We start from the raw sequence: 23366 nt of genomic DNA, 5'->3' as shown, positions 1-23366 counted from the left end.
TTTATCCTGGCTGGAGGCCTGAACGGCTCAGAAGGGGGAACGCCGTTGAGGATCGCAATCCGCCGGAGTATTGCGCCGCCGCGCGACCATGCCGCGCGATCATGCCGGGCGGCATGGCGGCCAGGACCATGACGGCGATGGAACTGAACAGCAGCACGATCAGGACGAGCCAGGTGAAGAGGTCGAGCATGGACATGAGCTTTTCCGGCGCTCCGTCAGAACCGATAGGTCGCGGCCAGGATGGGGCCGTGCATGGTCGTGTCGTAGAGGAAGCGGCCCTTGCGGTAGTCGACATGCAGGGCTCTATAGCCGGCGTGGAGCGTCCAGTCCTCGCTCCAGCGGTAGTTCACGGCCCCGAGCGCCTGCCAGGTCAACCGCGAGCCCGCGTCGAAGCCCCCGATATCTCCGCTCAGGGTCACGCTCCATGGCCCGCCGATCCGAGCGATCAACCGGGCGGCCACCACTGGATCGAGCCAGCTCTCGGCTTCGGAATGTTTGATGGAGAGATTCAGCGCGCCCGGGCCGATCGTCAAGCGGTTGTCGAGATTCCAGAAGCGCAGCCCCGCGCCGAGATCGAGGTCGAAGGTGGCGTCGCTGTAAAGCCGATACAGCATGGAAGCTTGCAGCGTGAGCGTCTGCGAGCGCAGTTTCAGGCTGGAGAAGTACGGCCCGGGGAGCGTCGCGCCCGAGGTCACCTGGCTGAACATGGCGTCCGCGATGAAGCCCCAGTTGCCGAGCCGCATCTCGGCAACGCCCATTAGCCCGCCGTTCAAGTCCTTCAGGATATCGCCGAAGCTGAGATCGACCTTGGCTGCGGGCAGCGGCGGCAGTGTCGAGGCACGCCCGTGCAGCGCCGAGGCCCAGCCATAGCCGGTGAAGGAGAAGCTCGGGCCAACGGATTGAATAAGGGAAGGCGGAGCGCTCATGGCAGGCGGAAGGTCCGCGGCGTTGGTCGGCAGGCCGACGAATAGGCTGACAGCAATTAGTGTGCTCCGGCAAACCGGCTTCATGGCGGAGTGCACGTCATCTCTACTCCCAAAGCTGCGGACCGCTTCACCGCATCCGATGCAATCTTGTCACGCGTCAGTCGTCGAACGGCGCTCGCCTTGGGTAAGCCCAAGAACAATGAGCCAGCGGTTCTGCGGCTGCTGGTATAAGCGCCTCGGAAGGCGTATTTGTCCGGAATCGGACAAAGTCGGAGCTTTTTTATGGGGCCAGTCAGCAGGGCTCGCGCCGAGCAGATCATGAGCGAGCGCGGCTGGCTGCCGCTATTGCCCGAGGCGTTCCGGACCGAGGTGCTGCGGCGCTCGGTCTTGCTGCACTTCGCTCCGGGCGAGACGGTGTTTCGCCTCGACGATCCCGCAGGCGGGGTTTACGGGCTTGTGGCGGGCACCGTCAGCGCCAGCCTTGCTCCGGCCGGCGCGACGCCGCGCCTGATCCTTCTGGGGGTTCCGGGGCATTGGACCGGCGAAGGCTGCTTTCTCACACGGAAGCCACGGAGGGCCGAACTCAGGGCCGTCGTCGAAACGACGATGCTGCATCTCCCCCTCGATGCGATGGATCAGATGGCCGCACGCGATCCGGCGGTGGTGCACCATGTCGCGCTCATGCTGATGATGACTGTCGAGTTCCTGTTCCGCGTGATCCACGATCTGCAAAAGTCCGAGGCAGACCGGCGGATCGCCTCGGTGCTTCAGCGCACGACCTGGATCGGTGAGACACCGATCCCGCTGACCCAGAGCGAGGTCGGTGTCATGGCCAACGCCTCGCGCAAGCAGGTCAACGCCGCCATCAAGCGCTTCTCCGAGGCAGGTTGGCTGACCAACACCTACCGCTCCATCCACATCACCGATCCGGCAGCGCTCCGCCGCTTCGCCGAGGGAGACGGTACCGATTGAGTCGCAAACATCCGTTGTCCCACGCCGGGCAGCGGGCGCTGCGGTTGTCTTGGATATCCCGTTTCGAGGACATGATGCCACCATCCCGACCCAGCATGGCGCAGGTCGCATTGTTCCTCGCCCTCATGGCCAATGCGGCGGGCCAATCCTTTCTGGTCGTCGTGCTGCTGCCGCTAGGGCGTCGCCTCGGCTTCACGTGGTGAGCCAGGAGGCTGGCTAATCAGGCCGTTGAACTCATAAGGGCGAAGCCATTGCCGCGCTGAGGCGAGCTGGACCATGACAAGGAAGGGTGCCGCAACCGGCACTTTTGGTAAGCGGATATACTCCGGCAGGCGCTGGTAATTCCCTTGCCAAAGGGACCTGAAGGGCAAAAAATTGAGAGGAATTGTCTCAGCGGAGACAAGCAATGATCAGGGGAAAGGGCTGGTTGAACCTTTGCGGTGGGCAAAGAGTTGAGGTCGTTTTCCAGTTTGGCAGTGATTACGACGACAGACGAGCAGGTCACCTCTTTCTGGACACTTCGACATTCGACGACGGCGCATTTTGCCACAGGCTAACGTTGGAGTGCGAAGACGGTACAACAATTGTCGTCCTAGTCATGAACCGCAGCGACAAGCATCTGGCCGTCATAGGCCGCGTGGTGCCTCCCGAACCGCACGTCCCCTAGCGTTAGCATTTGCGCCGAGGCGCGTGCCGCATTTGCGGACCATCTGAAGGTCCATGCGGTGCCTGGAGGACTGCCTGTTTGGATGCAGCTTGTCGTGGCAGACCGCAGGCGGCGAGCATGGCTCATCCCAAGGCGATACGCACGGCGGCGCCTTCATGTCGACCGCGAAGACGACGGTGCTCCCGGAGAAGCTCATCCCAGTCCGAAAAAAGGCTTGATCTTCGAGCTGCGATTAGACGACAGCCCCGACCCAACCCCACGTTCCGGATTATTGGGTCACGGACTAGTTTGCGAGTTTCTCCGTCGTGGCAATCTCTTTTCGCAGGAGCCGTTGATACGCTAATCCGATTGCAACGAGGCAGCCCCCGAGTCCGATGAAGGAGAGGGCACGCAACAAGCCTTCGAGGCCTGACATATCGACGAGGAAGGCCTTGCTGATTGCGATGGTCACCACGCCCAGCGAAGCAAGGCGCAGATCCCGCGAACGAAGCTTGAATCCGAGGGCGAGCAGGGCGACGCCGAAGACTAGGATAGCAGCCGAGTACGCGTAAAGCTCGCTCGCCCCGATGTCGGGCCCGACGAGATTCGGTCCGACGAAAGCGCGTCGCACCTCAACGAGTACGTATGTGAGAGTGCCGACAATGGCCGTGAGGCCGAAGGTGCGCTCAATGGCGGGGCTAGGCCGGTACGCACGCGTCCATCGCGCAGCAATAAACGCGAGCGCAGATGGCATTAGGTATCCGATTAGCGCGTTGTCGAGCACCAGAATTCCGGCGAGCGGCTCATCGGTCGCAATGGGGCTCGCGACAAATGCGAGGACTGCGAAGAGGCCGCACGATGCAATCGCGACGTGATACGGATTAATCTGAACCTCGGTTCGATTTAGGGTGATGGAGCCGGCGATCATGAGGCCGATGGCGGCCAGCAATCCGAGCGAAGCATAAACGCCAGATTCAGCGAGGGTAATCGGGACGTCGGATACCAGGTAGGCACCATGGAACCCGTGCCGGATCAGCAGGAATGCTCCCATGAGCGCGGCCGCCTTGGAAGCGGTGCTGAATCCACGCTTGAGCTGCGGTAGCTGGTCTTTGAGCCACCATGACGCAGCTGCGAATGCGACGGCGATGGCACCATATCCCCAGAGGATGCGATTGAAGATGACGGGCCCGAAGACGCCGCTGCCGTCGAGGAATGGATTTCGCGCGAGGCCGATGGTTAGGGCGGCCCAAGCGACCGCAAGGAAGCCCAGAATGAGGACGGCGAAGCGCGCTACCGCGCCACGGCCAATGTCATTCCAGAGGTGCGCGGCGACCGTGAGCGCAAGAAGGACGATCGTGATCATGATCGCTTCGAAATAGCCGACGGAATTGGCGTCGACCGGGACCAGTCTCGGCCCTGCGAACGCTTGTCTCACCATGAGGACAGCACCGAGCGAGACCAGGAAGACCGCGCAAGAGCTGATAGCGTCGGCGATTGGCGAGCGGTGATCGGCAGATAGTCTGTAGCCGATACTGCCTAGGACGGCGCCGGCAGCGACGTACCAGAGAAGCCGATTCAGGATGGGCCAACCATTGACCGCAGTGCCATCGAAGAGCGGGTTGAACAGGCCGCCCAAACCGCCAACGGCGAGAAGGATCATGAGCGCGGCCGCGGCTATCGCAGCGATCCGGAAGGTAGCACGATCCGGGGCGCGGCCGAGGAGTTGGAAAACGCCGCACAGGAAACCGAGTGCGATCGTCAGGCAGGCAACGTCCTCGAAGAGCCAGTTCCTGGGAGTGAGGTAATGGCCGGCAACCCAAGCGACGCTTGGAGCGAGGTTGGGCCCAACGAAGGCCTGGTGCACCTGCAGCAGGATGAATGCCGCTCCGAAGAATGCAGCGAGCGCCTGGTGGATGATGCGCGGACGATCCTGCCTCCCCCGCAGCGCGATAGCACCGACTGCGAAGCAAAGTGCAGGTAGGGCATAGGCGGGGATAAGCCAGTTGAGGATTGGCCAGGATCCCATGTCAGACAGGATTGGTTGCCAAATCCACCGAGCGATAGCAGCCGTCGCCAAGCTGGCGGACATGGTGCGCAGCAGCGGAATAGGACGGCTCTTTGCAAGAAGTGCGAGGCCCGCTGCGGAAATTGAGAAGCCGACTGCGAGCCAGGTTTCGCGAAGGGCGAAGGCGACCGCCATACCGAGCGCGATAGCGCCCGCTGCCGCGTAGGCAGAGGATGCGATAAGCGCGAGCGGATTTCGACGCGACTTGGTGTTCGCTTTCTCAACCGTAAGCAGGAGCTCCGAAGCCACGAACAGGACTGCAGTTAGCAGCGTGGCAAGGCCCGCAAAACCAAGCGATCGTTCGAAGCCGTTGGTGCGCAGGGCGGTAGCCAGTAGCAGACAGACCAGAGCGAGGGCGGAAGAGAAGGCGAGGCATCCGCGGACGATGTAGCCGCCGGCGCCAGACCATCTGCGCTTGATCAGGATAGCGAACGGAATTGCGCCGGCGATCAAGCCGAAGGCGGCGGCGGTGAGATTCAGTCCGGGCGCAGCATTGGGCGCGAGCGTTAGCCTGATGAGGTCAACCACGGTCGCCGGCGAGAGACCTATTGGCCCTTGCTGTGTCGGCCAGAGCAGGATCATGCCAACAGATCCGGCCGCGCTGAGTGGAGCGAGCGGCGCCAGGTCCTGATGACGGGCTGCGGCGATGACACCTATGGCGACGGTGAAGATGATCGCGACGTTGAGCGGTGTGGGTCCACCGAATCCAACCCAGAGCACCCCGGCGAGGATGACGGGAACAGCTATGGCAATGATGCTCGTGAGGTCAAAGCCAGCGATCGACCAAGGCCTATCCTGTCGACCCTTGATAGAAGGGATTTCCTTGATCAGCAGGAGAGCGAGGGTGGCACCTGCAATTAGCAGGAACGAAGGCCAAAAGAGCCCTTGCATTGCGAATGCAATCAGCGCGGTCCACGCGGCGTGTCCCGAGACCGCTGCCAGGGTGAGCAAGGTGCTCGGGCGACGGATGTGGAGCAGGAAGGCAGTCGCCGTCACAAAGGTGATGAAGAGCGATAGCGAGGCAAACGCCGGCGCGGTGCTGCTGATCAGAAGCGGTGTTGCATAGGAGCCGATCAGGCCGAATAGGCCGAGAGCCGGTCCATGAATGACAGAAGCTCCGAGCGCAGCGAGCCCGATCAACGCCATGAGCACGAAGGCTGGGGTCGGGCCGATAAACCCATAAATCGCGTGAGCTGCGAAGACGACGCCAAAGCCCGCAAGAACACTAACACCGGCGAGTATCGCCGGGATGTTAGCGGTGAGGGCATTGGAGGGAACCTGGAAGGGTAGGGGGGCTTCGGTGCGCCGCAGATATTCGCTGGCGGCGGCGAGGAGTACGGCGAAGGTTGCTCCCATCAGCAGGCGCACGCCCGGGCCGAACATACCGGCCTCGATCGAGTACCGGATCAGGAATAGGCCGCCGAAGGCGAGAGCGATGCCACCGATCCAGACTGCCCAGCGGGATCCGATTGTTTCCTCGATGTCTGGGCGTGAGACGCGAGCGGTCTCGGCATTTTCGTCCTGCGCAAATTGATCGGTAAATGGAGGTGGCGGCGGAGGGTTCGCAATGATGTCTTCGCCTTCGTGCGAAATTCTGGCCGCAACCGAGATAGGGGTCCGGGTCTCAGGTTCATCGGTCTCGGCGATGACCAGGGCAGGTATTGGCGGCTCGTCTGCTGCAACGTCGATTGGCAATGGGGGAGGAGGCACCGGCGGCGCCGGTATTTGAGCCTGCTCCGTAATGGTCGGGGGTTGCTCCTCGGTTTCTTCGATTGGCGCGGAGTTTTGGGTTGCGCCGCTAGTGGCGGTTATGCCGCTCGCCTTGAGGGTCGCCAGTTCGCTTCGAAGCCACGCGATTTCGGAATGGAGTTTCCCGACTTGTTCCAGTGCTTGCCTGCTGCGCCCAGAGGCTGCGAAGGCGGCCCAGGGAACGACGATGAAGAAGAACAGTCCGGCGAGGATGCCGAAAATCACCCATTCCATGACGATTAATCGGCCTCCGGCAGTCGTAACTGCATACTGTCTAGCCGATGGGTATCTTCAAGGGAACGATTGTGGGGGCTTCTTGGTGACAGGCGCTGCCTGGCTTCGGCTGCAGCAAATGTCCACGGGTACATGCACGAGCTCTAAGACGAGCCGATGTGCGAGCTATCTCGAGGTTGACCGGAATCATGACCGGGCCAAACTCTGAGGAGATCGCTTCGGAGAAGAGCTGCAGTCGCTGTCTCAGCTCCGGGGAGCACTATCTGCTCCGAACGCCAGTTCCTCAAAGAGGATGGCGCTCACACAGAGATTCGGCCCGCGCTGTAGAATAGCGATCAGCCGGGGGCAGGAGTCTCCTGAGCGACTTCTGAAACGATGAGAGCTCTACGTGTGGATTCTCAGCCTTAAAGCGACAGCTTCTGACGCCGGTAGGTGACAGCAAAATTGCGCCGGCGAAGGCCGCCGCACTGGCTAGGATAAGGCGCCGGTAGCGGCGACCAATGAGGCATCAAAATTCGCTCGTGCGCAGGCACGCGGAAGTGTCACGGGAGGCTTATGGCGTAGGCCACGGCGCCTCTCCCATTGCCTCGTCATGAGGCGATCGACACACGAATTTCTGTGCCTCAATTCGATAGCCAGTATCGTCTCCAAGCACCTCGAGCGCGTAGGCGCTGGGCCACCATTCAAGAGCCGCCGAAGGGCGGCCAAACGACATCCGAAACCGATCGTGCCCGGGCGAAGGCTTGGGCTGGGGTGCGTGGGCACGCACCAAGGTCGAAAGAGGATGGAAGTGATGTGGTCCTAGGGGCTGTCGGAGACCTCAATGACGCGAAGGCGTCACGCAGTTTTCTGTGGTGTGCGAAGGCACCCACAAAAACTGCGGTATTGAGCCTATTTTTTATTTTTGGGGTGAGGCCCATTCCGGGCCTGTCTTTGGTGGGATGCAGCCACTGTGAGGCTGCGCATTTGCGGGGGTTTCCGACGTCCTTGCTTGGGGCTTCTCAGGCGCCCGGAGCGGGCAACGCCGGCTGCGCAGGGCAGGGCCTGGTCCTTAGAGGGGAGGGAGGCTCTGTGGGGCCTTTAGGCCGTCTATGGAGCCTCGTCCTTACTAGGGAACGCCGGCGGCAGCTGCCAGTGCTTCAGCCAGCAGATGCCGCCGGCGGAATCGTCCTTTTGAAAGCGGGGTGTCGTAAGCCACCGCGGGGTTTGCACGAGTCCGCAAATTTGAAGCGTAGGCGCCAGTTTTGCGCACCTTTCGGGACATATCTATCAATCTTTGGGGATTTGAGCCCGGATCGTGTTGCACACGAATGCGGGTTCAAGCGGTCGGCCGCCGGCGCTAGTCTCGATCGCAGGGAGACGCGCCATGAAGGACCTGCTGGCCTACTGCCTCGATCGACACCAGGAGAGCCGCATTCTCAATGCGTTATGGGACGCATTCCATGAGGAGTGGCGGCCTCGGCCGAGAGGCTGGCAACCGCGTCCGGACGAAGTCGCGGCGCTGCGCCTCGAGGTCGTGATCGGTTTGGGGTTTATTGGCCAGGAAATTGTCCGTTTATGGCTCGAGGACCATGGATTTCCGCGCAAGCGGCCGACAAGAGGGCCGGCGACCAAGCCAGGCTGGGTCTCGCGTGATAAGCGCTGGGCACGTTTCAGGGCATCGGATCAATAGGTAGCGTGTCGAGCTATACTCGACATACCAGATGCTGCGCTTTCAGCTTCGGATTTGATTCGCATAAGGAAGATTATGGAACTTCGTTCCATTTGGAACTAAGCCCATCAGCATCTGTGCGTCCGGTGGAATGTGGGATTTTTGCGCCTCAAAATAGGGGGTGAAATTCGACCGTTGAGGGAAGCTATCTCTTTGAATTTCTGCATCTTTAAAGTGCGCAATGTGGGGCGATAAAAATGACCAATTACAGGGAAATTCACTGCGCGATTTGCGCTTTTCGGATCTAGCAGAGAGTAAGGGTATCCTAGGACAAACGCGGCATGAAAATAGTGCGGAATTCGGTCGCTCGAAAAATAGCGATGGTCATCTTGACCGAAGTGAACTCCACCGCGATGATTGCGGAATTCAGGGTGCTATTTATTAGCTTTTTCATCCGCGTCCGATGCGTTGGGCGCGGACGAGATTTTCGGCGAAATTCACTGCGGAATTTATGGAGTGGATTATTCGCTGGCACGCTATTTCAGGTGACGGAAAATGAGCGCGTTTAATTACGTATGGGGGACGGAACGCCCGCCTCTCCGAAGGGACAGGCTGGTTGCGCAGTATCTCGGGTTAGACGCCGAAGCCGATCGGCTGAGAGAGCGGCTATTGGCTGATCTCGCGGTGATTGATCGGCGACACGTCGCTATCGCGGCGCAGATTGCGCAGGTCGATATCCTGACCAGAGGCGGTCGCTACGATGCAGCTGACGCGACGTATTCGGGGTTTTTCGGGCGAACTGACTTCGATAGTGCGGAGCCGGCGGCAGTCCCGCGCGGTCGAGGGAGACCGCCGAAATATGGGCCGCACGATACGCGCCCGCCGCGCCCGACACGAGCAAAGACCGCGGCGGGATTGCTGCGAGCGAGCCTGGGAACTGCGATCAGACGGAAGCGAAAGTCCGGCTGAAAACTGCGGCGCATTGAAGCCGAATAATCGCCGACAGGGCTTGGCGACGTACGGCTCAGTCCGGTACAATTATTGTGCGAAATTCGGGTCGCAAAAACCCGAGAGATATCAAGGTTCGATTTTCATGGCGGTTTTTCAGTACACGTGGGGCATTGAGCGCCCGCGCGAGAAAAAGCAGCGGCATTTGCGGAACGCCACGGTTCTCCGTGAGGCGGCGCTTGAGGTTGCCCGTCGTGAGTACGAAGCCCGTCTTGCGCAGATTGAAGCGGATGCGATGGAGGAGCGTCGCCTGCTAGAGCTAGTTGAGCTTTCGACCCCTGGGGGGCGCTATGACAGCACAACCGCGTTGCAGGTAGCCGCGCAGTTTGGCGTGTTGCCCGAGGAAGGGCAGAGCGTTGCTCGTCGGGGCCCTGGACGTCCGCGCAAGTATCAGCCCGGGGATCCGCGTCCGCCGCGGCCCTCGCGTGCAAAGACGCGCGCTGGTCGCCTGCGAGCGAAAGCGATGCGTCTGGCGAAGTTGAACGCACCTGTTCTCGTGTCGCCGGTGACGGCTTCGCCGGCGCGCGCGATTGCGCCGAAGGCTGCTGCTGAGATCGGTCGCGCTCTGCTCACCGGAACGATCGCTGCGCAGCAGGATGTCGTCGCTCCGATCGAGGTCGATGTCGTCGTTGCCGACGGCGCGCTCGTTGCCGAGCCGATGGCGAGTTCGGCGCCGGCGGTACTCGATTTCGCTGCGATTGCGGCCCGTCATCAGGCCAGCCTTCAGCGCGCTGCTGAGGAACTGGCAGGTGATGAGCTTTCAGAGGATGGCGCGTTTTTGCGCAGCACCATCCTGCGTAGCCATCGGATGCAAAACCAGGAATTCGTTCTCTGGGAGCGCGGACAGGATGGTGCGCGCAAACTGCCCTATGATTTCAGCGACGCCATGGATGAAGCCAGGGCCGCGCCGGAGGTTCGTGCCCTATTCAAAGGCTTCGGTCTCTCGCGGCATATTCCGTCTTCGGAGATGTCCGAGGGCGAAATGCAGGCTTGGATGCAGCGCACGATTTTCGACGACGAAGACAGCCCGAAGGCAGATTTCGATCGGTACGTGAAGGAATGCGGTTCGTGCATGGGCTTTTATCAGCGATACAAGCGCACGTTTGAGCCTGAGATAGAGCGCGAGCGTTTGCGTGTGGCAGTTTGGCCGGCGATCGAGCGCCGTTTGCACTATGTCGAGCGGACATATGATCTGATGATGCGGGGCGAGGTTGACCGGGACACCGCAATGGTTCGCGTGGCCAGTCTCGATTGCGATATCTTGGATCACCTGCTTACCAGCTCACATGGCGTTTATCGTGAGATTGTCGACGCTATGGTCTGGTTCGAAGGCTTTTCGCGGTTGGATATCGCCGAGTGGTCCGGCCACGATCCGTCGAAGGTCCCCCTGTGCAAGGTCAAGCAGGGCTTTCCGGGGTGGAGCTATCCGAAGCGCCTTCATGAAGAGATCTTGGGCCGCTACATGATCGAGGAAGCGTGGGCGGACAAATACGAACTGCCGGATTTGGCTGAGCTTGCTCAGTTCGCCTCGACAGATCGGGAGCTTTTCATCGCGAACCTGCGGCTCCGAACCGATATCGATTACTCCGATATCGATCTCTGAGGGTTTGAGAGATTGCGCATGAAAAAGGGCGGCCGCCGTTAGGCGAGCCGCTCTTCCCTATTTGTAGACCGAAGTTAGCAGCGGGTAGGCAAACTGAGGAACTTGGAGCGCTGAGCGTTTGCTTTAGGTCCTGAGAACGTGGTCTTCCTGCAGCTTTGAGGTAAGCGTCATCCTGGCCCCACCTTTCGTGCGGGGATTTGAACGTTGATGTTCCGAGCCTGGAGGGCTTGGACATATGACGATTTCAGAGCTTACGCTTAAAACCAGCGCCGAGATCGACGATCCGGTTCGGCGGTTTGAGGTCTTCACCGGCGCGGGGCGCCGGCGGGACTGGTCTGCCGAGGACAAGGCGCGGATCGTGGCGGAGAGCTTCGAGCCTGGGGCGACGGTGAGCGCCGTCGCCCGCCGCCATGCCTTGTCGCCGCAGCAACTGTTCACCTGGCGCCGCGAGATCCGCAAGGCCGCAGATGCGGTGCCAGCGTTCGTGTCGGCGGTGGTCGCGCCGGAACCTGCAGTTACACCGCAGCGGCCGGCGCCCACATCACGGCGCGCTCGGCAGCGCCGCGCGGCGGCCATCGAGATCGACGTCGCCGGCGTCAGGGTGACGATCGAGAACGGGGCCTCCCCGGCCACGATCGCGGCGGTGCTCGGCGCGTTGAAGGCTGGGTCGTGATCGGCCCGACCGGCGCGGTCCGCGTCATGGTCGCGACGAAGCCGGTCGACTTCCGAAAGGGCGCCGAGGGCCTGGCCGCGCTGGTGCGCGAGACGATGGGCGCCGATCCGTTCTCCGGCACGATCTACGTGTTCCGCGCCAAGCGCCCGGACCGGGTGAAGCTGGTGTTCTGGGACGGAACCGGCGTGGTGCTCGTCTCGAAGCGTCTGGAGGATGGCGAGTTCCGCTGGCCCAAGATCGAGGACGGAGCCCTGCGGCTGACGGCGGCCCAGCTTCAGGCCCTGTTCGAAGGGCTGGACTGGCGCCGGGTCCATGAACCGCAGCGGACGGCGACACCGGTCGCCGCGAGCTGAAAGAACTCGCAAGCATCTGACGAATATGATTGAATCCGCGTCATGGCCTCGCTCCCGCCAGAGCTTCCCCGTGACCCCGAGACGCTTCAGGCGATGCTGATCGCACGGGAAGCGGAGATTGCGCGTCTACGCCAGATCATCAAGGAACTGCAGCGGCATCGCTTCGGTCGCCGGGCCGAGAGCCTGCCCGAGGATCAGCTTCTGCTGGGGCTGGAAGAGGTCGAGCAGGTCGAAGCCGCCGGGTTCGCGGCGTCTGAGGAGACAGTGCCAGCCGAGAAGGCGGCCCGGGCGCGCCAGCGCCGCGCGAACCGCGGCGCGCTGCCGGCGCATCTGCCGCGGATCGAGACGGTGGTCGATATCGAGCGCAACATCTGCCCCTGCTGTGCCGCCAAGCTCCATCGCATCGGAGAGGATGTGGCTGAGCGCCTCGACATCGTGCCGACCCAGTTCCGCGTGCTCGTGCTGCGCCGGCCGAAATACGCCTGCCGGTCCTGCGAGGGCATCGTGGTGCAGGCGCCGGCACCGGCCCGGCTGATCGAGGGCGGCATCCCGACCGAGGCGACAGTGGCCCAGGTGCTCGTCTCGAAATACGCTGATCATCTGCCGCTTTACCGTCAGGCCCAGATCTATGCGCGCCAGGGCGTCGCGCTCGACCGCTCGACGCTGGCCGACTGGGTCGGGCGCGCGGCCTTCCTGCTGCGGCCCGTGCATCAACGGATGCTGGCGGTGCTGAAAGCCTCGCCCAAGCTGTTCGCCGACGAGACGACCGCGCCCGTGCTCGATCCTGGCCGGGGCCGGACGAAGACGGGCCAGCTCTGGGCTTATGCCCGCGATGACCGGCCCTGGGGCGGCGTCGACCCGCCCGGCGTCGTCTATGTCTATGCTCCCGACCGCAAGGCGGAACGACCGATCGCTCATCTCGCCGGCTTCGGCGGCATCCTCCAGGTCGACGGCTATGGTGGCTACAAGGTGCTGGCCGAACGCGGCGAGGTTCGCCTGGCCCTCTGCTGGTCCCATGTGCGGCGGCGCTTCTACGAACTCGCCCAGGCCGGCCCCGCGCCGATCGCCAGCGAAGCCCTCCAGCGCATCGCCGAGCTCTATCGCGTCGAGGCCGCGATCCGTGGCCTCGACGCCGATGAACGCCGAGCCGCGCGCCAGGAAAAAAGCAGACCGATCCTCGAGGCCATGGAGCCATGGCTGCGGGAGAAGCTCAGCCTGATCAGCCAGAAGACGAAGCTCGCCGAGGCTATCCGCTACGCGCTCTCGCGCTGGGAGGGCTTGAGCCTCTTCCTCGATGACGGCCGCGTCGAGATCGACTCCAACACCGTCGAGCGCTCGATCCGGCCGCTGGCCCTAACCCGCAAGAACGCACTCTTCGCCGGCTCCGACGGCGGCGCAGAGCATTGGGCCGTCATCGCCTCGCTCGTCGAAACCGCGAAGCTCAACGGCGTCGAGCCGCACGCCTATCTCGCCGACATCATGACCAGGATCGTCAACGGTCATCCGAATAGCCGCATCGATGAACTGCTGCCCTGGGCCTATCCGGCACACCCCACTCTCAGCGACGTGGCCTGAGGACGACGCTTACGCTTTGAGGAGAGCCCTTCGATCATGGAGACCGGCCATGGCCCCTCACGGTTGCTTTGAAAGTGCCATCATGCCCGATCTCTCACTTGGCTGTCGATGCAATCTCGGCAGTCTACAAGCGCTTGCAAGACCGCTCCTCAGGCCTCGATTTCATGTACGATGACGCCTGCACAGGCGCGGCGAGCGATATCGATCAGATGGTGATGATGGGTTGCGACAATGACCTGACCGGTTGACGCCATCCCGGAGAATAGGCGGCAAGCCTCCTCGGAGCGGAAATCGTCAAAGGTCTCCAGGATGTCGTCCGCGATAAACGGCAACGACGGACGCGTCTTTGCGAACTCATGATAGCCGGCGATACGAAGCGCCAGGTAGAGTTGTGCCCGGGCGCCGGTCGACATCTCGGTCGCTAGCTTGGATCCGCCGGCCGCCATGACGCCAAGAAGGATTTCCTTGTCGCCATTCGGTTGCGTGGACAAGCCGGAGTACGCGCCCTTCGTGATCGTCCGATACGCATCGGACGCATTCTGTAGCATCGAGGTGCGATGCGTATCCCGATAGCTCTGCAGAGCTTGGTGAGCGGCTGCGATGCCCAATTTCAGGCGTGCAAACTGGATGGCCTTTTCTTCGAGTTCGACCAGCACGGTGCGCCGCTCTTCGTCGAGGCGGGCCACAGCGTCGTCGCCACCAATCGCGGCGAGCGCATGATCGGCCTGCAAATGCCGAGCATGGAGCTCGTGAGCCTCACGGTCTTGCCCCTCCAACCGACCTATAAGGGCGGCCGCCTCTGCCTCCAGAGCAGCCTGCTCGAACGCAACAAGGGTCGCTTCGGCGGCGCCCAAGGTTTCCGTCCGACACGCCACTGTAATGCGGCTGCTCAGAACCTTCACCTGGCGCTCGAGGTCGGATCGGCGGTTAGCCTCCTCGATTTTGGCGCTGACCTCCATGAGCGAGGCGACGCCGAAAAACGAGGTATGTGTTTCAACCTCGGCCTGGTGAAGGGTAAGCTCCTCCAAAGCATCGCGATGGACGATCACCGCTCGCTCGAGCTCGGCCTCTTTGTTGCGCCAGTCGCGCTCGTTCGACCGGGCGATCTCCAGCCGGCGACGTAAGTCCGAAGCAAGCTTGATAGGATCGGCCTCGCTCGCTTGTATCTGGAGTGAGCTGCCAACGTCGCCTACGGCCTGGACGAACTGACCCTGATCTCGCTTCATTGCCGCAATGCGATGGCTGAGGCTTTCGCGCTCGCTTTCCAGCGGCGGGATTTCGGCAAGAACGCTCAGGACCTGGCTGACTTCGTCAGGGCCGAGAGGTGAGGGCACTTCGCTCAGCCAACAGGATCCGACCGTGGCATTCCATTCCTGCTGCCAGTCATCATGAGCCGATTGCCCTTCAGCGGCGTCCCTCTGCCTCGTGGCCAGTTCGGTGGCCCCGCCTTCGACCGCTTTCGCAGCATGGGCAAGATCGGAGCGCAGTTTTGTCTGCCGATCGACCGCTGTTTGAAGGCTGACGAGGAGGCTCTCGAACCCGTCCTCAGGTGGCATCACTCCAATCGATTTCAGGGCTGCCGCCAGCCGTTCAACCTGCGTAGCGCCATCTTCTTGAGCAATGCGGAGATCGGTCGATGCTGCCTTGAGCCCCGCATTGACTTCCAGTGCCGAGGCGCGGCGCATCAGCCACCGCTCGAGTTCAGCGAGGTGCGCATCATCTCGCAAGCCGACGGCGATGAACGTGGCCGCCATTTCGGCGTCCAAATCGGACTTCGACGCCTGGGCGTCGGCGTGGAGCTGCACCGCCCGCCGGAGCCTAGCGGCTGTCGTCGCCTCGGCCTGGACGGCCTGCCTCAGGTCGGCCGCAAGGCTCGTCTGGCTAAGCCGGGTCTCGATGATCCCATCATCGTTGCGCAACGCGGTTTCGAAGGCGGTGGCAGTGCCTTCGCTGAGGGCCTGGCGATGGGCTCGCCAGGCGTCATCTCGATCGGCACGAGAGATGCGAGCGGTTGCATCGTCGACAAGTCCCGTCGCCGCCTTGATCGAGGTGATGGTGGCAGCGAGTTCAACCGCGGTGTTGGTCAGGCTTTCGATGTCAGAGGCGTGCTTGAGAATGGCCTGACGGATCGCTTCGCCCCGGCGGCGCCAATCTTCGATCTGGTCCGTCGTCGGGGTTTTGACTGCAGCGAGGTGCTCGATGTCACCGGACCACGAGCCAAGCTGGCCAAGCTGGTCCGAGAGCTTTTCTTGGAGACCGAGGACAACACGCCGGGCCGCCTTCTCGCGTGCTGCGTGATCGCTTGCCCGGGCCTGGTCGAGCACGAGCTGGATTCGTGCGGTTAGCGCTTCGTCCTGTTCGGCGGTTCCGTACGATGCGAGCACCTGCTTTGCCACTGTAAGTGCGTCGCTTGCGCGAACGCATTCGCGGAAGGCCGCCTGAAGCCTTTCGCGGATACGTGAACGCCGATCGATCAGCCCACGAAGCTTCCCGACTAGCATAGCGGGCAACACCAGTTTCGCCGGTAGCTCGTCTGCACGATCAAGGCGTTCTGCGATCTTCCTCAGATTTCCCTCGATGACAGTAAGCTCGGATTCCCGCTTTGAGATATCGAGCGCTGCCACATAACGCGCCTCGCCATTCCGGAGGGCATCGATCGCCGGCCCGGCGTCGATGAGCGATTGCTCGACGTGGATAGCGTCGCGCTCGCGACGGAGCCGCTCGACGTTGGCTGAGGCAATCTCACAAGCTGCCTTGATACGTCCCTCGGCACCGATGAGCTCCGGCAGGCGCTCGCTCCAGGCGGCCGGCGGCTGAGGCACGTCTGCCAAGGTCGACAGGTCCAGGCGGAAAGCCTTCAGAGCTGCGAGATCAGGCAGGATCCCGAGATAGCGGTTGATCTCATCGAGGCGAAGCTTGGATGTGGTACGTTGGGACAGCGCAGCCTCATACTTCGCGGCGGCGTCGTCACGCTCCTGCACGAGTTGCGCATGGGTCGTGGCGAGGACGTTGATGGCATCCTTCCGGGCTTTCAGCTCGTCGAGCCTGGCTTTGAAGACCGAGAGCTCTGTCGATCTGCCACGCGGTTTGTGAAAGGCGTCGACGGTCTCCTGGAGCTTGCTCAATCGTTGACCAAAGGCCGCAAGGCCGGCGCTGGCAGAAAAGAGCAGCTGTCCGAGCTCGCCCTGGCTGGCGAGAATGCTCTCGCCACCCATCCGAAGCGTCTCCTCATCGAGGCAGAACATCATCCGATAGGCTTCGCGATCGATGCCGGAAAGACCAGCCGTCAGGATGCCTTCATCGATAGCTTGCCCACTCGCATCGCGCAGCCGGGCGCCTCGCTTAACCCGGACCACCTCGCGTTCGCCGCTCGGAAGATCGAGCGCGGCGCCAATCTGCATGCCGTCGTAGCCATGCAGAAAGCCGTATGGGGAGCGCTGACCCATCCCAAAGAAGAGATCGACAATGGCGGCCGTCAGGGTCGATTTCCCGGCCTCATTCGCCCCGACAATCAAATGAAAATCGGGCTTGCCGGTTTCGGGAGCGCCGAAGTCGATCGAACGGTCGGTGAAGCGGCCATAGCGGGTGAGGTCGAGGCGCCTGATCCGCATCAGATCCGCGGCTCCTGCTCGGCCTCATGCAGATGAGCAATTACGTCAAGCGCCCCGTCCTGGGAGAGTTCTGCGACGGCCTTCTCGAAGCTGGCCTGGTCCTCTCCGAAGATTTTGTGGAGCTCGCGGGGTAGGGCTCCCTGAAGCTCGGAAATCAGCTCGCTGGCTGCGAGCCGATAGGCGTCGGATTGCAGGACGGTCTCAGAAACCAGCTGCGAAAGCTCTGCGACGGCGCCAGCGGCTTCAATCGTGACATCACCCGGAGCCGAGCAGGCTGAGCTGACCTTCTCGATCCAGGTGTTTCCGATGATCGCCGCCTGCTGTTCGACTTCGGCGCGCAGGAAGTCCGCTTCCCGACGCAGTCGCCAATTGAGGGAGGTCGCGCCGCTGAGGGAGACGCGGGCGATGAGGTGCTCAGAGGCGGTTGTGTCTCGCTCGGCCGCCAATTTTCGGCCGATCGCTCGCATGGCCTCAGGCCAGTCTTCGATACCGGACAAATCCACTGAAACGCGCTCAAACTGGGCGGTACTCGTGCGGTGTTCTGCTATCGTGATGCTGCCGTCGTCGGCGATGGTAACAAGGCTGACCGATTTGGCGCCACTCTCGTTGATGTCCCGCCCCTGGGGGATGCCGGGCATTACAATGGCCGGCTTTTCGAGATGAACCTGGCGCTTATGGACGTGGCCGAGCGCCCAATAATCGAAGCCGGCACCGGCGAGGTCCGCGACGCTGCACGGGGCATAGCGGTCATGACCTTCGGCGCCAGCAAGGCTCGTGTGCAGAAGGGCAATATTGATCGCGCCTTCGACCGGCGCCTTGAATTTCGGCAATAGGCTTTCCGGCGCGTGCGGCTTCGGAAAGCTGATCCCGTGGACAACGACGTCTCGGCGGCCGACCTGGCCGGGCAGGGGAATGGCTGCGGCTGAACCTTTGAAAAACGTGACACTGTCGGGAAAAACGAGTTCCTTGGTGATCCGCGACTCGGCATCGTGATTGCCGCGAATCCCGAATGTCCCAATTCCAGCTTCGTCGAGCCTGCGGAGCTGCGCGGCGATGAAGCCGGCGGTTTTCATCGAGGTCTGGTCGCCGTCATAGAGGTCGCCCGCGATCAGCAGCGCGTCGACCTTCTCCTCGAGGCACAGATCAATCGTCGCGACGAATGCTTTTCGCGTCGCGTTCGCCACCAGCTCAGCAAGCTCGGGGTTGCGCAGCGCTAGCGACTTTAGCGGGGCGTCGATGTGCAGATCCGCGCAGTGGACAAAGCGAAAACCAGAAATGACGCTCAAGCCCCCATCCGTGAGCAAATTCCCAAGCAGCATAATGGGTGCGTGGCACGATCCGATAGAAACGCCACTGAGCTTGTCCGCAACAAAATCACCCTGAAAGGCAAGCCCGGAGGATTGTCGTTATAGTTGGCGGACCACCTCGGCTTGGCAGCATGAAGTTCGCATCCGCCCTGAAGCGGTTGCTCTCTCATTCGAGCGTGGTTCTTCAAGGTCCGCGGCGCGCCTCTAGCAAACCGGTCGCAAACAGACAGGCACGTGAGCCCTGGCGACAATTTGCCTTGATCTGCTCGAAAACATAAGACGCTGAATCGAATTGGGTCCTCCGCAATGAAGCAGCTGGGATTTGAAATGTCAGAAGCTAACGCCGAAATCATCGATCTCGTTGCCCATATCGTATCGGCTTACGTGTCGAATAACAGCGTTCCCGCGGCGGATCTTCCCGCGCTGATCGCCACCACGCATTCGGCGATCACGGGCTTGGGCAAAGAGCCGCCGGCGCCGACGCCGGCCGAGAAGCCCGCGCCGGCAGTGTCGATCAAAAAGTCGATCACTGCGGATTTCTTGATCTGCCTGGAGGATGGGAAGAAGTTCAAATCGCTCAAGCGCCACCTGCGCACGGCCTACGACATGACGCCCGATGAGTATCGCGCAAAATGGGGCCTGCCGCCGGACTATCCGATGGTTGCTCCTGCCTATGCCGAAGCACGATCGAACCTGGCCAAGTCCATGGGGCTCGGGCAGCAGCGTCGGAAGAGTTCGCGCGGCAAGGCGGCCTAGCACTGGAGCGGGCGTGCGCTCGCCGAGGCTTGGACGCCGTGTCCTCTTCGAGAGCGATCACGATCCCGACTTTCTTGTTCTGGCAACGACGGACAGGCAGTCGGCGAAGGAAGTGACGACTGCACGATGAAGTCAGCATCCACCCAGATCGACCTGTTCGACGACGCACCCGGCTACAGGGAAGCGCCTCGGCCAGCGCCGCGAAAGCGCGGAGCCAACGCGCCGGCGCTGCCAACGGGCTGGAATGAAGAAGAAGCTGCGCAGCGGCTGGAGCAGGGCGGTCGCTACAGGGTTCTGCGCAAACTCGTGCCGCGCGCAGTGATCCCGCGAGCGGAAAGCGCGTTCCCAAACCTTGCGGTTTGGGTCGACACGGAGACAACAGGTCTCAATCACGCCAAGGACGAGATCATCGAAATTGGTGCAGTCGCCTTCACCTATGACAACGAGGGCGTGATCGGCGACGTCGTGGGCATCTATAGCGGCCTGCGCCAGCCCTCGGAGCCAATCCCGGCGGAGATTACGCGGCTGACGGGGATTACTGACGAGATGGTTGCTGGTCGCGAAATCGATGTTGCAGCGCTGGATGCACTTATCGAACCTGCCGATCTCGTGATCGCCCATAATGCCGCGTTCGACCGGCCGTTTTGCGAGAAACTCTCGCCGACCTTCGTCTCGAAGGCCTGGGCATGTTCCGTCAAAGAGATTCCGTGGGCGGATCTTGGCTTTGAGGGCAACAAGCTCGGATATCTGGTCGGCCAATCCGGCCTGTTTCACGAAGGCCATCGCGCGACGGATGATTGCAACGCGCTGCTCGAGGTGCTGGCGAGGCCTGCGGGGGAGGGTGGCGCGCAACCATTCTCGGAACTCTTGCGTTCAAGCGAGCGTAGCCGCGTCCGCATCTATGCGGAGAACGCGCCATTCGACATGAAGGACCAACTGAAGGGTAGAGGCTATCGCTGGTCGGATGGAAGCGACGGCAGGCCGAGAGCCTGGTGGATCGAGATCGATGACGAGCTCGAAGAGGAGGAGCTCCGCTATCTCCGCACCGAGATTTATGGCTGGGAGGACGCTGAACCACTGATCCAGCGGCTTACGGCGCTCGATCGATATCGCGCCTAGCCGGCGCCCATTCCAGTAGGCGCCCCGGTGTGAATTTCGCCACGGAGCTTGACTCCTCGAAAGCGATCGTTCTCATAATGTTCTCATTCTTGAGGACGCACCCATGCCGCCAGTCGTGCTGAAACAGGCGCCTGCTCCGAAGCCTAAGGAGCAACAAATAGATTCCGTTCTGGCGGAGTTCGACGGCGACGCCCGGGCGGCCATCGGGGCCTTGCTTCACAACCGTGATGAGCTCTTGCGAGATGCCGATCGGGCAGCCTCACTGGGCTTCCTGCGCGGCCGGTTCTCGGAAGGAGCGCGGCCAGTTCGGGAATTGAAGGCATGAATGCCATCGCCCCGATCAGCTATCTCGCCGCGCTCAACCCGGCCCAGCGACGCGCGGTGATCCATGGGGTTGGCGCGGTGGCTTCCTCGCCCTTGCTCGTCATCGCGGGTGCCGGCTCGGGCAAGACCAACACGCTTGCGCACCGCGTCGCCCATCTCATGGTCAGCGGCGTCGATCCGCGGCGCATCCTGCTGATGACCTTCTCACGGCGCGCGGCTTCCGAGATGGCAAAGCGCGTCGAGCGGATCGTCCGGAAGGTGCTTGGCGAGGGTGCCGGCGTACTCGCCGACGCGCTCACCTGGGCAGGCACCTTCCACGGCATCGGCGCGCCTGCTGCGCGACTATGCCGAGCAGCTTGGTCTCGATCCGGCTTTCACGATCCATGACCGGGAAGATTCCGCCGACCAGATGAACCTGGTCCGGCACGAGCTCGGCTTCTCCAAAACGGAGTCACGGTTTCCGACGAAGGGCACCTGCCTGGCGATCTATTCCCGCTGTGTGAACGCCGAGCTGCCAATCGAAGAGGTTCTGCGCCCGTCCTATCCCTGGTGCGCCACCTGGGCGGCCGAGTTGAGGGAGCTCTTCGCAGCCTATGTCGAGGCGAAGCAGAGCCAGAACGTCTTGGATTACGACGACCTGCTGCTCTACTGGGCGCAGGCCGTGACTGATCCCGATATCGCGGCTGTCAACGGGCACCGAAGTTTCCCCAGATGTGGGCTTCCAAAATTCCCTACCTGGCAGGGTTTGGTTTCGGGGATCAGCCGGCGTCTTGATCGGTCTGGAGCCTTCCTGGCGGGCGGCCGCGGCGTTTGGGCGCCGGCGGCGGATTGATGAGGGCCTTGGAGCGAACATGCTCGGGAACGAGGTCGGCATGCTGGCGCAGCCGGTAGCTTGAGCCCTCGATCTGGATGACGACGGCATGGTGCAGCAGCCTATCCAGGAGCGCCGTGGCGACGACGGGATCGCCGAAGACCTCGCCCCATTCGGCAAAGCCGCGATTGGAGGTGAGGATCATGGCGCCCTTTTCGTAACGGGCGTTGACGAGCTGGAAGAACAGATTGCCGCCGCCGGGCACGACCGGCAGATAGCCGATCTCGTCGACGACCAGAAGCGAGGCACGGCACAGATAGCGGATGCGCTCGCGCAACGTCCCGTCCTTCTCAGCCTTGGCGAGCGAGGTGATGATGTCGGCGAGCGTCGAGAAGGCGACGCTGCGCCCGGCCTTGACCGCCTCGACTGCCAGAGCCGTGGCGAGATGGCTCTTGCCGGTGCCCGGCGGCCCGAGCAGATGCACGACCTCGGCCCTGTCGATGAACTTGAGCTCGGCCAGCGCCAGGATGCGGTTGCGATCGAGTGAGGGCTGGAAGCTGAAGTCGAAGCCGGCCAGCGTCTTGATCGCCGTCAGCCGCGCCATCATCAGCGCGGTCTTCACACGCCGGTTCTCGCGCACCGTCAGTTCCTCGACGAGCAGGGTATCGAGGGCTTCGATGCCGTCGATCTCGCCCTGCTCGATCCGACGGAAGGTGGCGTCGAGAACCTCGAGCGCGCGCGGCATCATCGACGACAGGTGGAAAGCCTGAAGCTGCGGGGCGCGCCCCGCAGCTTCAGGCAAGGACGCCAGCCAGGGAATTTTCGGCGCCCACTTTCAGGGAGAATTCAACGCCCAGCGACAGCGGCGGACATAGGCGGCCGCTTCGATCACGTCATGGTCGATGAGTATCAGGACACGAACAGGCTGCAGTCTTCGATCCTGCTGGCGTTGAAGCCCGACGGCCGCGGCCTGACGGTCGTCGGCGACGATGCCCAGTCGATCTATTCGTTCCGGGCCGCGACCGTCCGCAACATCCTCGATTTCCCCGCAGCCTTCGTGCCGCCTGCAGAGGTCATCACGCTCGATCAGAACTACCGCTCGACCAGCGCCATCCTCTCGGCAGCGAACGCCGTTATCGATCTGGCGGCCGAGCGCTTCACCAAGAACCTCTGGACCGATCGTGCGACCGGCTCGCCGCCGCAGCTCGTCCATGTTCGGGACGAGGCCGATCAGGCGCGTTTCATCGCCGAGAAGGTTCTGGAGAACCGAGAGGGTGGCTCGACGCTTAAGCAGCAGGCGGTGCTGTTCCGGGCATCCCATCATAGCGGTCCGCTGGAGATCGAGCTCACGCGCCGGAACATTCCGTTCGTCAGGTTTGGCGGCCTCAAGTTCCTGGATAGCGCCCATATCAAGGATCTGCTGGCACTACTGCGTTTCGTCGAAAACCCGCGCGATAAGGTCTCCGGCTCCGGGTCCTGCAGATCCTTCCGGGCATCGGTCCAACCTCCGCGCAGCGCGTCCTGGAACATGTTGCGCAGGCCTCAGTGCCGCTCGAAGCTATGGAAAACGCTCCGGCTCCGCCGCGGGCGGGCGACGACTGGGCGTCGTTCGTCGACGCAGTCGGCGAGCTGCGCGCCGGCACGGCGGGTTGGCCGGCCGAGATTGAGCGAGCCCGTCGTTGGTACGAGCCTCACCTGGAGCGCATCCACGAAGACGCCAGCACAAGGCAGGCCGATCTCGTGCAGCTCGAACAGATCGCGAGCGGCTATCCGTCGCGGGAGCGCTTCCTAACCGAATTGACGCTCGACCCGCCGGACGCGACCAGCGACCAGGCCGGGGTGCCGCATCTCGATGAGGACTATCTGATCCTCTCGACGATTCATTCGGCCAAGGGCCAGGAATGGAAGTCGGTCTTCGTCATGAACACGGTCGATGGCTGCATTCCGATCGACGCAGCCTGACGGAATGTCACCTTCCGGACC

General features: G+C 62.4%; 16 protein-coding genes and 2 pseudogenes. 12 read left to right on the top strand and 6 right to left on the bottom strand.

The genetic code is table 11. The annotated features are described in order from the left end of the window. Position 1 precedes the first annotated feature (1 nt). On the bottom strand, positions 2-196 hold the full coding sequence (locus FQV39_RS30115; protein ID WP_149134169.1) for a hypothetical protein: 195 nt from the start codon (positions 194-196) through the stop codon (positions 2-4). 19 nt (positions 197-215) lie between these two features. Then, the gene (locus FQV39_RS30110) at positions 216-926 is read right to left on the bottom strand and encodes a porin family protein (RefSeq protein ID WP_149134168.1); all 711 of its coding nucleotides are present in this window, start codon (positions 924-926) and stop codon (positions 216-218) included. A 282-nt stretch (positions 927-1208) separates the two neighbouring features. Between FQV39_RS30110 and FQV39_RS30105 the strand changes: the two genes are divergently transcribed. Both FQV39_RS30105 and FQV39_RS34180 read left to right on the top strand, forming a co-directional pair. Continuing rightward, positions 1209-1898 carry a Crp/Fnr family transcriptional regulator gene (locus FQV39_RS30105; protein ID WP_149134167.1) on the top strand — a complete coding sequence of 230 codons (690 nt, stop codon included), beginning with the start codon at positions 1209-1211 and terminating at the stop codon, positions 1896-1898. 71 nt (positions 1899-1969) lie between these two features. Further along, on the top strand, positions 1970-2101 hold the full coding sequence (locus tag FQV39_RS34180) for a hypothetical protein (RefSeq protein ID WP_282570354.1): 132 nt from the start codon (positions 1970-1972) through the stop codon (positions 2099-2101). Positions 2102-2848: 747 nt separating this feature from the next. Here the strand turns inward: FQV39_RS34180 and FQV39_RS30100 are convergent. Then, entirely contained in the window at positions 2849-6592 is a 3744-nt protein-coding gene (locus tag FQV39_RS30100; RefSeq protein WP_149134166.1) for a DUF2339 domain-containing protein, read from the bottom strand. A gap of 1366 nt (positions 6593-7958) precedes the next feature. Between FQV39_RS30100 and FQV39_RS30095 the strand changes: the two genes are divergently transcribed. From FQV39_RS30095 to tnpC, 5 genes are all read left to right on the top strand, one after another. Further along, positions 7959-8264 carry a hypothetical protein gene (locus FQV39_RS30095; protein ID WP_149134165.1) on the top strand — a complete coding sequence of 102 codons (306 nt, stop codon included), beginning with the start codon at positions 7959-7961 and terminating at the stop codon, positions 8262-8264. Between the two features lie 1072 nt (positions 8265-9336). Further along, positions 9337-10854 (top strand): hypothetical protein, encoded by a 1518-nt coding sequence (locus FQV39_RS30090; RefSeq protein ID WP_149134164.1) that lies wholly within the window; start codon positions 9337-9339, stop codon positions 10852-10854. A 235-nt stretch (positions 10855-11089) separates the two neighbouring features. Next, entirely contained in the window at positions 11090-11527 is a 438-nt protein-coding gene (tnpA, locus tag FQV39_RS30085) for an IS66-like element accessory protein TnpA (protein WP_149129231.1), read from the top strand. Beyond that, entirely contained in the window at positions 11524-11880 is a 357-nt protein-coding gene (tnpB, locus tag FQV39_RS30080; RefSeq protein ID WP_187640172.1) for an IS66 family insertion sequence element accessory protein TnpB, read from the top strand. The genes tnpA and tnpB overlap by 4 nt, the downstream gene beginning before the upstream one ends. Before the next feature lie 42 nt (positions 11881-11922). Beyond that, entirely contained in the window at positions 11923-13455 is a 1533-nt protein-coding gene (tnpC, locus tag FQV39_RS30075; protein ID WP_149129230.1) for an IS66 family transposase, read from the top strand. 149 nt (positions 13456-13604) lie between these two features. Here tnpC and FQV39_RS30070 read toward each other — a convergent pair whose 3' ends face one another. Then, positions 13605-17066 (bottom strand): AAA family ATPase, encoded by a 3462-nt coding sequence (locus FQV39_RS30070; RefSeq protein ID WP_149134163.1) that lies wholly within the window; start codon positions 17064-17066, stop codon positions 13605-13607. Then, positions 17066-18352, bottom strand: coding sequence for a metallophosphoesterase family protein (locus tag FQV39_RS30065; RefSeq protein ID WP_248313549.1), 1287 nt, complete (start codon positions 18350-18352; stop codon positions 17066-17068). Before FQV39_RS30065 ends, FQV39_RS30070 begins: the two co-directional genes overlap by 1 nt. A 327-nt stretch (positions 18353-18679) precedes the next feature. Between FQV39_RS30065 and FQV39_RS30060 the strand changes: the two genes are divergently transcribed. The 4 genes and pseudogenes from FQV39_RS30060 to FQV39_RS30045 all read left to right on the top strand — a co-directional run. After that, positions 18680-19129, top strand: a complete 450-nt coding sequence (locus FQV39_RS30060) for a Ros/MucR family transcriptional regulator (RefSeq protein ID WP_282570353.1) — start codon at positions 18680-18682, stop codon at positions 19127-19129. 126 nt (positions 19130-19255) lie between these two features. Then, positions 19256-20248, top strand: coding sequence for a 3'-5' exonuclease (locus FQV39_RS30055; protein ID WP_149134161.1), 993 nt, complete (start codon positions 19256-19258; stop codon positions 20246-20248). 103 nt (positions 20249-20351) lie between these two features. Then, positions 20352-20573 carry a hypothetical protein gene (locus tag FQV39_RS30050; RefSeq protein ID WP_149134160.1) on the top strand — a complete coding sequence of 74 codons (222 nt, stop codon included), beginning with the start codon at positions 20352-20354 and terminating at the stop codon, positions 20571-20573. Further along, a pseudogene (locus FQV39_RS30045) lies at positions 20570-21272 on the top strand (UvrD-helicase domain-containing protein); the annotation flags it as partial. The gene FQV39_RS30050 and the pseudogene FQV39_RS30045, both read left to right, overlap by 4 nt. 58 nt (positions 21273-21330) lie before the next feature. On the opposite strand, the gene istB reads toward FQV39_RS30045, so the two are convergent. Next, positions 21331-22131 (bottom strand): IS21-like element helper ATPase IstB, encoded by an 801-nt coding sequence (gene istB, locus FQV39_RS30040; RefSeq protein ID WP_149134459.1) that lies wholly within the window; start codon positions 22129-22131, stop codon positions 21331-21333. Positions 22132-22242: 111 nt separating this feature from the next. Here istB and FQV39_RS30035 point away from each other — a divergent pair. Further along, positions 22243-23342 (top strand): annotated as a pseudogene (locus tag FQV39_RS30035) (ATP-dependent helicase); the annotation flags it as partial. Between the last annotated feature and the right edge of the window lie 24 nt (positions 23343-23366).

Origin of the sequence: Bosea sp. F3-2 (genome assembly GCF_008253865.1) — a bacterium.
Classification (GTDB): Bacteria; Pseudomonadota; Alphaproteobacteria; order Rhizobiales; family Beijerinckiaceae; genus Allobosea.
This window is presented reverse-complemented; position numbering and strand designations above follow the sequence as displayed.

Bases quoted from the DNA above. Each gene is read 5' to 3' on its own strand.
- FQV39_RS30070 (WP_149134163.1), bottom strand. From the start codon at position 17,066: ATGCGGATCAGGCGCCTCGACCTCACCCGCTATGGCCGCTTCACCGAC.
- FQV39_RS30110 (WP_149134168.1), bottom strand. From the start codon at position 926: ATGAGCGCTCCGCCTTCCCTTATTCAATCCGTTGGCCCGAGCTTCTCC.
- FQV39_RS30055 (WP_149134161.1), top strand. From the start codon at position 19,256: ATGAAGTCAGCATCCACCCAGATCGACCTGTTCGACGACGCACCCGGC.
- FQV39_RS30090 (WP_149134164.1), top strand. From the start codon at position 9,337: ATGGCGGTTTTTCAGTACACGTGGGGCATTGAGCGCCCGCGCGAGAAA.
- FQV39_RS30095 (WP_149134165.1), top strand. From the start codon at position 7,959: ATGAAGGACCTGCTGGCCTACTGCCTCGATCGACACCAGGAGAGCCGC.
- FQV39_RS30100 (WP_149134166.1), bottom strand. From the start codon at position 6,592: ATGGAATGGGTGATTTTCGGCATCCTCGCCGGACTGTTCTTCTTCATC.
- FQV39_RS30050 (WP_149134160.1), top strand. From the start codon at position 20,352: ATGCCGCCAGTCGTGCTGAAACAGGCGCCTGCTCCGAAGCCTAAGGAG.
- istB (WP_149134459.1), bottom strand. From the start codon at position 22,131: ATGATGCCGCGCGCGCTCGAGGTTCTCGACGCCACCTTCCGTCGGATC.
- tnpA (WP_149129231.1), top strand. From the start codon at position 11,090: ATGACGATTTCAGAGCTTACGCTTAAAACCAGCGCCGAGATCGACGAT.
- FQV39_RS34180 (WP_282570354.1), top strand. From the start codon at position 1,970: ATGATGCCACCATCCCGACCCAGCATGGCGCAGGTCGCATTGTTCCTC.
- tnpC (WP_149129230.1), top strand. From the start codon at position 11,923: ATGGCCTCGCTCCCGCCAGAGCTTCCCCGTGACCCCGAGACGCTTCAG.
- FQV39_RS30115 (WP_149134169.1), bottom strand. From the start codon at position 196: ATGTCCATGCTCGACCTCTTCACCTGGCTCGTCCTGATCGTGCTGCTG.
- FQV39_RS30105 (WP_149134167.1), top strand. From the start codon at position 1,209: ATGGGGCCAGTCAGCAGGGCTCGCGCCGAGCAGATCATGAGCGAGCGC.
- FQV39_RS30060 (WP_282570353.1), top strand. From the start codon at position 18,680: ATGAAGCAGCTGGGATTTGAAATGTCAGAAGCTAACGCCGAAATCATC.